Origin of the sequence: Shinella sp. HY16, assembly GCF_028534175.1 — a bacterium.
GTDB lineage: Bacteria > Pseudomonadota > Alphaproteobacteria > Rhizobiales > Rhizobiaceae > Shinella.
Genome location: NZ_JAHYXL010000005.1, coordinates 231,960 through 244,937, shown reverse-complemented (window position 1 = coordinate 244,937; position 12,978 = coordinate 231,960). Strand labels below are relative to the sequence as shown.

Here is a 12,978-nt window from a genome sequence, read left to right as displayed (position 1 = left end):
ATGTCAGAGACGATCTATCCGGACCTCGAAGGTGCGTCCGTCTTCATCACCGGCGGCGGCTCGGGCATCGGCGCCGCCCTCACCGAGGGCTTCCTCCGGCAGGGCGCGCGGGTCGCCTTCTGCCAGCGCTCCGACGCCACCGCCTTCTGCGCCGCGATGGAGCAGAAGACCGGTCGGCGCCCTCTGTTCCTGCCGGCCGACATCAGCGATCTCGCCTCCCTGGAACAGGCGATGGCTGCCGCCGCACAGGTTCACGGCCGGATCACCGTCCTCGTCAACAATGCCGCCAACGATCAGCGGCACGATACGCTCGCGGTCGACGAGATTTTCTGGGAACAGGCGATGGCCATCAACCTGAAGGCCTATTTCTTCGCCTGCCGGGCCGTGCTTCCGGGCATGAAGGCGATGAACGGCGGCGCCATCGTGAATTTCACCTCGATCAGCTACATGATGGGCAACGCCGGCTATCCCATCTATGTGACTGCAAATTCCGGCATCAACGGCATGACGCGGGCACTCGCCCGGGAGTTCGGGCCGGACCGGATCCGCGTCAACGCGATCGCGCCGGGCTGGGTGCTGACCGAAAAGCAGAAGGAGAAATGGGTCACCCCCGAGGCGCTTTCGGCCCATCTCGACCGGCAGTGCCTCAAGGACACGCTGGCGCCGGAGGATATTGTTGGCGGCTGCCTGTTCCTCTCTTCCTCGGCGAGCCGCATGATGACCGGTCAGGCCCTTGTCATCGACGGCGGTGTCGTCACCACCGGCTAGTTGCCATTGCACCCTGCTGGCGCGGCGTCTCCATCGGGGAGAAGCCGAAGCGCTTCTTATAGCAGGTGGCGAAATACTGGCTGGAGGAAAAGCCGCAGTCATAGGCAACATTGGTGACGGATTGCTGGCCGCTCTCCAGGAGCTGCCGGGCAGCATTGAGCCGCAGCATCTGCAGGTAGCGCACCGGCGTCATGTTGGTCAGCACCTGGCAGTGCTGGGTGAACTGGGTGCGCGAGAGGTTGCACTCCGCTGCCATGTTCTCCAGCGTCCAGTCCTCCTCCAGCGCATGCCGAAGCCGCTTCAGGAAAATCTCCACCGTACGCTTGGAGCTTGCAAGCGCAAGATCGAGCACGGGCGCCTCGTTCTCCAGCATCTGGCGGAACTGCAGCAACATCATCGAGATCAGCAGGCGCAGTCGCGCCTCGCCGCCCTCGATATCACCCCCGGCGACCACGTCATGGATATCCAGGAAGGTGCGGGCAACCTCGCGTGACGCAAGGTAGGAGATCTGCTCGTTTTTCGACAGGAGCTCGCTCAGCCGCTTGCGGTCCCGCTCCGGCCAGCCGATCCAGTCAGGCCAGAGCCAGGTCTCGTGCGGCCGACGCACACCCATATCCATCAGCACCCAGATGATGTGGCTGGCACCAATGGTCGGGTCGCCGAGCGCATGGAGCTGCCACGGCCGCACCACGAACATCTGCCCTTCGTTGATCACCGTCTTGCGGCCATCCATCGTTATCGCAAGCGAGCCGCGCGCGAGATAGGCGATCTTGACGCCCTCGTTGCAATGCTCGCGCAGCCCCCAGTCCTGCGGCGTCGGCGCGTCCCAGCCACCGACCGAACAGACCTGCGGCAGCGCCTTGCCAAGATCGGTTCCGGGGTAACCGCGGCGCGTCCAGGCATTGAGCGCGACCTGCCCGGCAAGCGAGGCCTTCATCAGGTCCTGGCAATTTCCGGCATAGAGCAGGGCGCCCGGCTCGCGGAAAACTGCCGGCCGATTGACGGCCCGTTCGTTGCTGGCCTTGCTCATGGCTTCCCTCGGTATGTTTAAAATTTACCAGTCGTCCATTTCGAACGCCGGAAGCGATTTATTGCGCAATGCTGCGCCATCATCAAGCGTTAAACGGAGGCGCTGGTGATTTGCCATTGAAACTCAATGGCATGGAGGAAGAATCGGGAGGACAGGCCAGTGCGGATAGGGTTCCACACGGACGCATTCAACTCGGCCTATTGGTCGTTCGAAAAATGCTTGCAGTGGGCGAGCGACAATGATGTGCACTTCATCGAGTGCGGCCTGATCGATGGCGTGAGCTGGATCCACGGCCTCGGCTACCAGCCCCATGTCGCCCTCTATGAGGACCCGGTTCTGCTGCGCCGGAAGATGGAACGGTATGATGTGCGCTTCTCCCAGGTCGATGCCGCTTATCCGCTCTCCGGCGCGGACGGCCCGCTCCGGGGCGTGCCCTATGTACTGAAATCGATCGCCTGGGCCGCTCAAGCCGGCAGTCCCTGCGTCGACACGACCGATGGCCTGCATATGCCGCCCGGGCTTACCGAAGAGGAAGCGATGGCGCTCATGAAGCGCAGCTACGAGACGATCATCGAGGTCGCCGAAGCGCACGAGATCGTCGTCAACATCGAACCGCACGGCCATTTCACGACACGTCCCGAATTCATGGCGCGCATGCTTTCCTTCGTGGATTCCCCATGGCTGCGCATGAACCTGGATACCGGCAACACCTTCATCGCCGGCCAGGAGCCGGCGGAGTTCCTGCCGCTCTTCATCGACAAAGTCAGCCACGTTCATGTGAAGGATGTGTCGCAATCGTTGGCGGCAGCCGCGCGCGGCGGGCAGACGGGCATCGCGGTCAGCCATTGCGCGCTCGGCGACGGGGTCAATGCCGACAATATCAGGGCCTGCCTCGCCCAGTTGCGGGATCATGGATATGCCGGCGTCCTCAGTCTCGAATGCGAGGGGGCGGCGGGGTCGATGATCGAAAAATCACTGTCCTGGATTCGCGTAACCTGCCGCGACCTCCGCATCACACTGCATTGAGCATCTCATGAAACTTGGCATCAATCTCCTTTGCCTGACCGATTTCGTCGAGGACAGGCACCTAGCAAGCATCAGACGCTTGCGGGATCTCGGCTATGACGGCGTCGAAATCCCCGTCCTGAAGGGCAACGTCGCACATTACGAACGTCTCGGCCGGGAACTGGATGCCCTGGGCATTGGCCGGTCGACCACATCGATCGTGCCGACGCCGGAGGCCAACCCCGTCAGCCCCGATGCCGAAATACGGGCGCGCGGCCTCACCCATCTCGACTGGGCGCTGGATTGCGCCATCGCGCTCGGCGCCGAAAGCATGGGCGGCCCGTTCCACGCGCCGATCGGCGTCTTCACCGGGAGCGGCCCCAGCGAAGACGAGTTGAAATACGGGGCGGACGCGCACCGCGCGCTGGCCGAGCGGGCAGCAGCCCACGGCATGCATCTCAGCCTCGAGCCGCTGAACCGCTTCGAAACCTACTATCTCAACACGATGGAGCAGGCGCACGCCTACGTCGATCGGGTCGGGCATCCCGCCTTCAGGATCATGTACGACACCTTTCACGCCAATGTGGAGGAAAGCCGGCCGGAGGCGGCGATCCGTCTGATCGGTCGCGACATCGGCGTCTTCCATGTATCGGAGAACGACCGTGGTATCCCCGGGCGCGGGCACATAGACTTTCCCGCTATGTTCAGGGTGTTGAAGGAGATCGGGTATGACGGCTGGCTGACCCTGGAGGCATTCGGCGCGGGTCTGCCAGCCATCGCGACGGCGACCCGCGTCTGGCGGCCGCTGTTTCCCGACTTCGAGACGCTTTTCAGCGAAAGCGCAACGTTCATCCGCAAGACATGGGCAGCAGCATGAACCAGAACGTCCCTGCCATCGAGATGCGCGGCATCACCAAGAGCTTTCCCGGCGTGAAGGCGCTGAAAGGCGTCAGTTTCCTCGCCCGTTCCGGCGAGGTCCATGCCCTTGCCGGCGAAAACGGTGCCGGCAAGTCGACATTGATGAAGATCCTCTCCGGCCTCTACCGGCCGGATGACGGCGCTGTCGTCGTGGCGGGCGAGGAACGGCATTTCCTCCATCCGCTGGAAGCCATCCGCGCGGGCATCGCCGTCATCTATCAGGAATTCTCCCTGCTTCCGGAACGCACCGTCGCGCAGAACATCTTCCTCGGCCGGGAGCCGACCCGTCGTGGCTTCATCGACATCAGGGCGATGAACGAGGAGGCGCGGCGCGTGCTGGCGCTGTTCGGCTCGGCACACCGCATCGAGCCGGACACGGTCGTGGCCGATCTCGATGTTGCGAGCCAGCAACTCGTCGAGATCGCCAAGGCCGTGTCGCTCGAAGCGCGGGTCATCGTGATGGACGAGCCGACCGCAGCGCTCAACGAGGCCGAATGCGAGGTGCTGTTCGATCTCGTCGATACGCTGAAGCACCGCGGCGTCGCAATCATCTACATCACCCATCGCATGCGCGAGATCACCCGGCTTGCCGATCGCGTGACCGTGCTCAAGGACGGCGAGACGGCGGCGAGCTTCGACCATGTACCGGAACCCGACACGATCGTACGCACCATGGTCGGCCGCGATATCGGCGACTTCTATGCGGAGCCGGCAAGGCCGGAGGAAATCGGCGACATCGTGCTCTCCGTACGCAATGCCGGGAATGATCGGCTGAAAAACATCTCCTTCGCGCTACGCGCCGGCGAGATTGTCGGCTTTGCCGGTCTGCAAGGGGCAGGGCGGGTGGCACTCGCCCAGGCGATCTTCGGCCTTGCCCCCTTTGCCGAGGGCGAAGTCGTGTTTGCCGGAAAGCCGGCCCGCTTCACAAATCCGCGCGATGCGATCCGCGCCGGCATCGGCCTTCTGCCCGGCGACCGCAAGGCCGAAGCGCTCCTCCTGATGCAGTCGGTTACCGACAACGGCATGCTGACGGCACGCGCGCTTTCCGGCCTCGCCGGCAATGCCGATGCGACGCCGTTCGTCTCCACCGGGGCGATGGAAACACTGATGCGCGATCTCGACGTGCGTGCCGGCAGCCTTTCCCAGGACATCAAGGCGCTCTCCGGCGGCAACCAGCAGAAGGCCATCGTGGCACGCTGGCTGGCACTCGCGCCCCGACTGTTGATCTTCATCGAGCCGACACGCGGCATCGACGTCAACGCAAAGGCCGGCATCTACCATCTCATGCGAAACCTCGCCCGCAAGGGGGCGGCGATCATGATGGTCTCGTCCGACCTACCGGAAGTGTTGGGCGTTGCCGACCGCATTCTCGTCATGCGCGCCGGCGAACTCGTTGCCGGCTTTGCCCGCGGGGTGACGGAAGCCGATGTCATGCTCGCCGCAACAGGCGAAGAGGCGGTGGCGGCATGAGCACGGCAAGCGTCACAAAGCGCCCGGCCTGGCGCATGGAACGGTACGCCCCGGCGCTGCTGCTGGGCGTGGCGCTTCTCGTCTATGTCGCGATCGCGCTCGGCCTCGGCCTGACGCGTTTCCTGACGCCCGAGGCCGGCATTGCGATCCTCAATCGATCCATCGCACTCGGCATCACCGCCGTTGGCCAGACCTTCGCCATCCTCGTCGGCTCGATCGACCTGTCAGTGGCGCACCTGATCTCCGCCTCGGCCGTCGTCGCCTCGGCCATCATGAACGGCGATCCGGCCATGATGCTGCCGGCCGTCCTCGCCGTTCTCGCAATGGGCGTGCTGGTCGGCACGCTGAACGGGCTGCTGATCACCCGGCTGGAGGTCAACCCGCTGATCGCCACGCTTGGCATGGCGCTCATCATCCAAGGCTGCCTTGCCTCCTTCCATGGGCGCTTCGGCGGCTCCGTACCGGATGCATTCCAGATTTTCGCCTATGGCACGGTGCTCGGCCTGCCGGTCGGCCTGCTCGTGCTGGCGCTTCTCGTCGTTGCGGCTTGGGCGATGCTGCGGTTCACCCGCTTCGGTTCCAACATCTATTCGGTCGGCGGCAACCGGGATACGGCACGCGCCGCCGGAATCAAGACGACCCGGGTGGTGATGGCCAGCCACATCATCTGCAGTCTCTGCGCTTCCCTGGCCGGCCTCTATCTCGCCAGCCGCCTCAAGTCCGGTTCGCCCTGGATCGGCACGGAGGGCGCCTACGACCTCGAGTCGATTGCGGTCGTCGTTATCGGCGGAACAATCCTCTCCGGCGGCAAGGGCGGGATCTGGGGCACCATTGCCGGCGTCATCGTCTTCTCGCTGATCGACTCCATCTTCAATCTCGCCGGGGTCGACGCCTTCGCCAAGCAGGTCATGCGCGGCATCATCATCGTTGCGGCCGTCGCCTTCTACGCCGTGCGCTCCAAGAGGATAGTGGCATGATCCAGGATACCGCCGGCCCGGCAAGGACAGGTGGCGGCGCACGCCTGCCGAAGATCAATCCCGTCTTCTTCGTGCTCGCGGCGCTCATCGTCGCCATCACGCTGTCGAACCCGAATTTCGTCGAGCCTACAGGCTACATGAACTTCCTGAAGCGCGCGGCCCCGCTCGCCATCCTCGCCGCAGGGCAGATCTACGTCATTGTTTCCGGCGGCTTCGACCTCTCCGTCGGTTCGCTGATCACGCTGACCGTGGTCGGTTCGTCCATGCTGCTCAACAACAATGCCGATGCGACCTGGTGGGTCATCCCGGTCATGTACGCCATCGGACTTGCCGTCGGCGTGGTGAACGGCCTCGTCGTCAGCTTTCTGCGGGTGCCCTCGCTGATCGCGACGCTCGGCATGATGATCACGCTGAACGGGGCGGCCTTCATGTGGTCGAGCGGTTCACCGCGCGGGTATCTGCCGGAAACGTTCCGCTTCTTCGGGCGCACCAACATCCAGGGCATTCCGCTCATCCAGTTCCTGCCCATCGCTCTGCTTGTGTTGCTGGCCTTCGGGCTCTGCCTGTTCTGGCTCATGCACCGCACCAGCCTCGGCCGCATGCTGCACGCGATCGGCGACAACCCGCGGGCAGCGCAGATGTCGGGTGTTCCATTGGAACGGGTCCGGATCATCGCCTTCGTCGTCTCGTCGCTGAGCGCGGTGACGGCCGGCATCCTGCTGGGCGGTTTCGCCGGTGTCTCGACCGATGTCGGCGTCGGCTACGAATTGCAGGCGATCACCGCCTGCGTCATCGGCGGGGCGCAGCTTCTTGGCGGGCGCGGCTCGGTGCCGGCCTCGATTGCCGGCGCGCTGACACTGGCGGCCATCTTCACGCTGCTCAATTTCATCGGCTTGCCGAAGCCGATGCGCGACGTGGTGCAGGGCGTGATCCTGATCGTCGCCGTCGTGCTTGCCACCTACCGGCGCAACCGCGCCGGCGGGACCTGATTTCGCCGGCCGCAAGGCCGCCGGGAGGAACCTGAACATCATGATCAAATGGGAGTGAGACATGAAAAGACTGCTGACAGCCGCCCTTTCGGCGACCCTTATCGCCAGCACGGCACAGGCCCAACAGTTGAACTTCGACGACCCCGCCGAGTTCGACAAACAGCGCGCCCTGCTGACGGCCAAGGCCAATGGCCCCGAGGGAGAGCCGTGGGCGCAATATTACAGTGACCAGATGGTCGACACCACGCAGTACAAGAAGGAGGGCCCCTACACGATCTGCTTCTCCAATGCCGGCGTGAACAATGCCTGGCGCGTGACGGGCTGGACCAACATGCAGGCCGAGGTGAAGCTGCATCCCGAGATCAAGGAGCTCATCCATGTCGACGCCGAGGGCTCCGACGACAAGCAGATCTCCGACATCGACGACTTGATCAACGGCGGCAAGTGCTCGGTGCTGATCGTTTCGCCGAACACCACCGCGGCCCTGACCCCGGCCGTCGAGAAGGCCTGTGCCACGCTGCCGGTCATCGTCTTCGACCGCGGTGTCAACACCCGCTGCCCGGTAACCTTCATCCATCCGGTCGGCGGCTATGGCTTCGGCATCCAGGCTGGCGAATTCTTGGCGGCCAATGCCGCGGCCGGCGCCAACGTGCTGATGCTGCGCATCGTGCCCGGTGTCGACGTGCTCGAGACCCGGGCCTCGGCGGCAAAACGCGTCTTCAAGGAGAAAGGGCTGACGGTCATCGGCGAGGAATTCACCGAAGGCGACAATGCCAAGACCAAGTCGATCGTCGAGGACTACCTGCAGCGTGGAGCGATCGATGCTATCTGGATGGATGCCGGTGCGACGGCCGTCGCGGCGCTGGAGGCCTTCGAGGATTCCGGCCTGCCACTGCCGCTCATCACCGGCGAGGATCAGCAGGACTTTCTGGTGAAGTGGAAGCAGGAAGGCTTCAAGGCGATCGCCCCGACCTATCCCACCTATCAGTGGCGCACGCCGATTATCGCTGCAGTGAAGATCCTCAAGGGTGAGGCGGTGCCGGGCCCGGAATGGGTGATGCCGCAGCCGGCGATCACGGCCGAGACCCTCGACCAGTATGTCAACGACAAGATGCCGCCGCTGCATCATGCCATGTGCGGCTGCGAGAAACTGCCCGACTATCCGGCTGCCTGGGGCGGCCAGTAAGAGAAGGGGCGGGGCCGCGAACGCATGCGGACCCGCCCGCCGAACACCACGGCGGAAACGCGCCGGGTATCGTATCCGGCGCGTCTTTGTGAGGCGGAAACAGCAGGGCATCCCTTGCGGACAGGCCTGATAATTGCTTCGCTCCCGGCACCATCATTCGGGAAAAGCGAGCAATGCTGTTAGAAAACCTTTCCCTCTTTCTGCGCATCGTCGAGAAGGGCGGCCTTGCGGTCGCGGGCCGCGAGGTCGGCCTGTCACCTGCCACCGTCTCGGAGCGCCTGGCATCGCTGGAGGCCTACTACGGCGCGGCGCTTCTGACCCGCACGACACGGGCGATCAGCCTGACGGAGGAGGGCAGGGCCCTTGTCGAAGGCGCGCGGCGGCTGCTGGCGGAGGCGGAGGAGTTGGAAAGCCGCGTGCGACGCGGCGCAAATGTCATCTCCGGGCCGGTCCGGCTCAGTGCGCCGGAAGATCTCGGCCGCCGTCTGCTCGTGCCGGTCATCGACGCCTTCCTGGCCGAACATCCCGCCGTCACCGTCGATCTCAACCTGACGGACGGCAATGTCGATATCGTCGGGCAGGGCATGGATTTCGCCATCCGGCACGGCGTGCTGGCTGACAGCAGCCTCAGGGCGAAGTCGCTCGGAGAGAACCGCCGTGTCGTCTGTGCGGCGCCGGCCTACCTGGCCGCCCATGGCACGCCCGTCCATCCGGACGAGCTTGCTGCGCACGACTGCATCGTCATGCGTTTCGGACAGAATATCGACCGGGACTGGCCATTCCTCATCGACGGCGTGATGCGCAAGGTCACCGTACACGGGCAGCGTGTCGTGAACGATGGCGGACTGGTACGGCAATGGTGCCGGGAGGGAAGGGGCATCGCCCTGAAATCGATCCGGGACGTTGCCAACGACCTCGCCACCGGCGCCCTGGTGGAACTGCTTGAAGATTTTTCCGCTGGCGGCACGGCATTGCAGATCGTCTATCCGCCGAGCGCCGTACAGCCACGGCGCGTGCGCATGCTCATCGACCGCATCGCCGCGACCCTTTCCAAGGGCCGCGGCGCCTGAGTCTCAGGAGGAGACCTGGTCGAGGAAGATCAGACGCAGGGGTTCCTCCAGGAGATCATCGATCATCTGAGCGAAAGCCTGGAAGTAGGCTGTTTCGAGATGCGCAGTGAGCGCGGCCTGACTAACGAAGGCCTCGCGCATGTAGAAGGTGCCCGGTTCGTCGCGCAGCTCGAAGAGCACATAATCGAGATTGCCGGGCTCGGCACGGGTCGGCTCGATAAGAGTGAGCAGCCCCTGTCGCAGCGCCTCGCGTTTACCGGCTTTCGCCTTCAGGACGGCGATGGAAATCAGTTTTTCGGGTTGTGTCGTCATCGGATCCTCTTTCCCTTCGAGGCGCGGATCGCCATCGGTGACCCGCGCTTGTCGTCTCAGAAACCGGCAAGCACAATCTTGCCCTTGGCCTTGCCGGATTCGATGAGCGCATGGGCACGCTTGAGGTTTTCCGCGTTGATGGTGCCGAAGTTCTCGTTGAGGGTCGTCTTGATCTTGCCGGCATCCACCAGGTCACCGACCCGGTTCAGCAGCGCATGCTGCTTTTCGATATCGGCGGTGGAAAACAGCGAGCGGGTGAACATCAGCTCCCAGTGCAGCGAGATCGACTTGCGCTTCAGCGGCAGGGCGTTCAGCACCTTCGGGTCGTCGATCAAACCGAAGCGGCCTTGCGGCGCAATCAGCTCCACAATGTCAGCGATATGATCATCGGTGTTGGTCGTGGAGAAGACGAAGGCCGGCTGGCCGATACCGAGGCTTTCCACCTGCGCAGCAAGCGGCTTGCGATGATCGATGACATGGTGGGCGCCGAGCGCCTTTACCCAATCCTGCGTTTCCGGCCGAGAGGCGGTGGCGATGACCGTAAGATCCGTCAATGCCCGGGCGATCTGGATGGCAATGGAACCGACACCGCCGGCACCGCCGATGATGAGGATGGCGTTTGCCGCACCGGCAACGGGCCGGGTCACGTCCAGCCTGTCGAACAGCATTTCCCAGGCGGTGATCGCCGTGAGGGGCAGAGCGGCAGCGGCAGGAAAGTCGAGCGACGCCGGCTTCCTTCCGACGATGCGTTCGTCGACCAGATGATATTCGGCATTGGTACCGGAACGGTTGATGGCCCCGGCATAGAAGACCGCGTCACCGGCTTTGAACAGGCTTGCCTGTGGACCGACGGCGGTGACGATACCGGCCGCATCCCAGCCCAGCACTTTCCACTGACCGGGGTCGGCCTTCGCCGAAGCGCGAATCTTGGTGTCGACCGGATTGACGGACACTGCCTTCACCTCGACGAGGATGTCGCGTCCCGTAGGCGCCGGGCGCGGTAGGTCAATGTCGATAAGGGCCGTTGGGGCGTCGATGGGTTGCGGATTTTCGTAGCCGATGGCTCGCATCTTGAAACTCCTGAATATGCGGGGCGGAAAGCAGGGCTTGCCGGGTAGATACCCGGCGAGATCGTCTTGCCGCCGGTATGAACAGGGAGAAGATATGTCGCGCACCCTTGGCCGATAATTGCCCGGTTATAAAATTGATAATTCGGATTTTCCGCAGTCTGCCCTGCTACATTCATCCAGAACGGCATTTGATCGAATGGTCCTTGCAGGCAGGTCCATCCTGCGGTGAGCGTGGTCACCTCGCCTTTTCGGTTTCGGCCATTGAAAGCCGCGATATATGACGCTATATTGCGTCATTATAAACGGCAAGTTCGGAAGGAAATCGCCATGGGCCTTGCCCAATATGCCGACGGCGGGCTTTTCGTGCCGCGCAAGATCGCCGATGCTCTGCGCACGACGAGCGAAGAGATCGCGCGCACGGCCGGGCTTGGAAAGGATGCCGTCCAGCGCAAGGACCGTGTCCGCTCTGACAAGACGCAGCGGCGCCTGCGCGAGATGATCGAGATCGTCAACAAGGTCGAGCCTCGTTTCGGCTCGGCGCTGATGGCCTATGCCTGGTATCGCTCCGAGCCGCTTCCCGGCTTTTCCGGCCAGACGGCCATGCATCTGGTTCGAAGCGGGCGCGCGGACGACGTGCTCGACTACATCGACGCCGTCGATGCCGGCATCCACGCATAGTCCAGCAGATGCACTACCAGGGAAAACTATACCGGGCACTGAACCCGGTCTATGCCCGCGAGCCGTTGTCCGGGCGTGGCGCCGAGCTCTATGGCGGCCGGTTCAATCCAAAGGGCACGCCCGCGCTCTACACATCGCTGTCGATCCTCACCGCATTGCGGGAGGCGAACCAGGTCGGCAATCTGCAGCCGACCACCCTCGTTTCCTATGATGCCGATATCGCCCGGATTTTCGACTGCCGCGATCCGGAAGCCATGCGTGCGGAGGGCATGGACGCAAGGGCCCTCGCCGATCCGACCTGGCGCGACCAGATGCGCACTTCCGGAATCTCCCGGACACAGGACTTCGCCCGTCGGCTTTCGGCCGCGGGCTATCACGGGCTGCTCGTGAAGAGTTTTGCGCCGGCCGCCGTGGATGACGACCTCAATCTCGTCCTGTGGACGTGGGGCGATGTCCTGCCCAGCCGCCTCGCCCTGATCGATGACGAGAACCGCCTGTCGCGATAACCCGCAAAGCGATCGGCAGGCAACGACGTTGCCTGCCGACGGGACGCACACCGTGTCGGAACGGACTACGGCCGTGTAAGCGAGAAGAGAACGACCTGCGTCGCTGGCGTCTCCTTCTTCGTCTTGTCGGTTACGGCCAGGTAGAGCGTGTCTGAGAGGCGGGCCAGACCTTCGAAATTGTCGTTGAGCAGCGTGCTTGACCCCGCGCTAAGATCGATTGCCGTGCAGGCCTCATCGGCACACCCCTTGGGATCGACGACACGCAGGCGCCCGACACTCGGCCCGCCCTTGGTCTCGCGGGTGCGTTCGAGCACCAGAAGCTCGCCGCCCGGCATGGTCTCGATGGCCTTCAGGTTGCTGCGCTTCGGCTGGAAGGTCGCGAACGTCCAGCGCCCGCCGTCAAGACCATAGATCGTATGGCTGTCACCCGGTTGGCCCTGCATCGCCTCCTCCGGGGCGGTCACGATGCCGCCGTCCTGCAGGACAGCCACCGCTTCCAGCCGGCTGTTCGGTTCATTGTACTGTGCGGCATCCGACAGCGCTTCCGGCAGCGGCACGGCGGCGATTGCCGTACCGTCCGGCTTGAAGCGATGGATGGCGGGGCCGTCCTCGAAGGCGATGAGGAGCTCGCCATCGGAGGGCGTGCCGTTGTCGCCATTGATGACGGCCAGCCCCTCGGCATTGACGAGGGCAGGCGTCGTCCCGGTGGCGAGCCGCACGGAGAACACCGGTTCCATGCCTGTGATCTTGTCACCTTCGATCTGCAATCGGAAGTGATGCAGCACACCATCGTCCGAAACCGCATAAAGCAATTTGTCGTCAGCATCCCAGGCAAGCCCGGACAATTCGCTGATCGTACGACCATCAGGACCCGTAGCGGCCACCCCCCGGCCGTCGAGCACGGTCAGGGCAAACGATGCCGGTTGCGCGAAGGCGATGGACGCCGGCATAAGGACGGAGCCGCAAAGAAGCAGCGCATTCAGGATTTTCTGGATCATC

The 12,978-nt window shown here is 63.8% G+C and carries 14 protein-coding genes; 10 read left to right on the top strand and 4 right to left on the bottom strand.

Going from position 1 to position 12,978, the window contains the following annotated elements; all coding sequences use genetic code 11:
- On the top strand, nt 1–768 hold the full coding sequence (locus K0P03_RS31570; RefSeq protein ID WP_272791711.1) for an SDR family NAD(P)-dependent oxidoreductase: 768 nt from the start codon (nt 1–3) through the stop codon (nt 766–768).
- On the opposite strand, the gene K0P03_RS31565 is transcribed toward K0P03_RS31570, so the two are convergent.
- On the bottom strand, nt 755–1,798 hold the full coding sequence (locus K0P03_RS31565) for an AraC family transcriptional regulator (protein WP_272791710.1): 1,044 nt from the start codon (nt 1,796–1,798) through the stop codon (nt 755–757). The two genes, K0P03_RS31570 and K0P03_RS31565, sit on opposite strands and share 14 nt — an antisense overlap.
- 219 nt (nt 1,799–2,017) lie before the next feature.
- Between K0P03_RS31565 and K0P03_RS31560 the strand changes: the two genes are divergently transcribed.
- The 7 genes from K0P03_RS31560 (at nt 2,018) to K0P03_RS31530 (ending at nt 9,413) form a co-directional block, all read left to right on the top strand.
- The gene (locus K0P03_RS31560) at nt 2,018–2,824 is read left to right on the top strand and encodes a sugar phosphate isomerase/epimerase family protein (RefSeq protein ID WP_272791709.1); all 807 of its coding nucleotides are present in this window, start codon (nt 2,018–2,020) and stop codon (nt 2,822–2,824) included.
- 7 nt (nt 2,825–2,831) lie between these two features.
- Complete coding sequence (locus K0P03_RS31555; protein WP_272791708.1) at nt 2,832–3,680, top strand: sugar phosphate isomerase/epimerase family protein; 849 nt, start codon at nt 2,832–2,834, stop codon at nt 3,678–3,680.
- Nucleotides 3,677–5,191 (top strand): sugar ABC transporter ATP-binding protein, encoded by a 1,515-nt coding sequence (locus tag K0P03_RS31550; protein WP_272791707.1) that lies wholly within the window; start codon nt 3,677–3,679, stop codon nt 5,189–5,191. Before K0P03_RS31555 ends, K0P03_RS31550 begins: the two co-directional genes overlap by 4 nt.
- Nucleotides 5,188–6,168: an ABC transporter permease gene (locus K0P03_RS31545; RefSeq protein WP_272791706.1), complete on the top strand. Its 981-nt coding sequence runs from the start codon at nt 5,188–5,190 to the stop codon at nt 6,166–6,168. Before K0P03_RS31550 ends, K0P03_RS31545 begins: the two co-directional genes overlap by 4 nt.
- Nucleotides 6,165–7,157, top strand: a complete 993-nt coding sequence (locus K0P03_RS31540; RefSeq protein ID WP_272791705.1) for an ABC transporter permease — start codon at nt 6,165–6,167, stop codon at nt 7,155–7,157. The genes K0P03_RS31545 and K0P03_RS31540 overlap by 4 nt, the downstream gene beginning before the upstream one ends.
- Nucleotides 7,158–7,218: 61 nt before the next feature.
- Nucleotides 7,219–8,343: a substrate-binding domain-containing protein gene (locus tag K0P03_RS31535; RefSeq protein WP_272791704.1), complete on the top strand. Its 1,125-nt coding sequence runs from the start codon at nt 7,219–7,221 to the stop codon at nt 8,341–8,343.
- A gap of 173 nt (nt 8,344–8,516) precedes the next feature.
- On the top strand, nt 8,517–9,413 hold the full coding sequence (locus K0P03_RS31530) for a LysR family transcriptional regulator (RefSeq protein WP_272791703.1): 897 nt from the start codon (nt 8,517–8,519) through the stop codon (nt 9,411–9,413).
- Between the two features lie 3 nt (nt 9,414–9,416).
- On the opposite strand, the gene K0P03_RS31525 is transcribed toward K0P03_RS31530, so the two are convergent.
- Entirely contained in the window at nt 9,417–9,725 is a 309-nt protein-coding gene (locus tag K0P03_RS31525; protein WP_272791702.1) for a putative quinol monooxygenase, read from the bottom strand.
- 56 nt (nt 9,726–9,781) lie between these two features.
- Nucleotides 9,782–10,795: a zinc-binding alcohol dehydrogenase family protein gene (locus K0P03_RS31520; protein WP_272791701.1), complete on the bottom strand. Its 1,014-nt coding sequence runs from the start codon at nt 10,793–10,795 to the stop codon at nt 9,782–9,784.
- A gap of 327 nt (nt 10,796–11,122) precedes the next feature.
- Between K0P03_RS31520 and K0P03_RS31515 the strand changes: the two genes are divergently transcribed.
- Complete coding sequence (locus K0P03_RS31515; RefSeq protein ID WP_272791700.1) at nt 11,123–11,473, top strand: MbcA/ParS/Xre antitoxin family protein; 351 nt, start codon at nt 11,123–11,125, stop codon at nt 11,471–11,473.
- 8 nt (nt 11,474–11,481) lie between these two features.
- Entirely contained in the window at nt 11,482–11,979 is a 498-nt protein-coding gene (locus K0P03_RS31510) for an RES family NAD+ phosphorylase (protein ID WP_023513654.1), read from the top strand.
- Between the two features lie 65 nt (nt 11,980–12,044).
- Here K0P03_RS31510 and K0P03_RS31505 read toward each other — a convergent pair whose 3' ends face one another.
- The gene (locus K0P03_RS31505; protein WP_023513653.1) at nt 12,045–12,977 is read right to left on the bottom strand and encodes an esterase-like activity of phytase family protein; all 933 of its coding nucleotides are present in this window, start codon (nt 12,975–12,977) and stop codon (nt 12,045–12,047) included.
- Between the last annotated feature and the right edge of the window lies 1 nt (nt 12,978).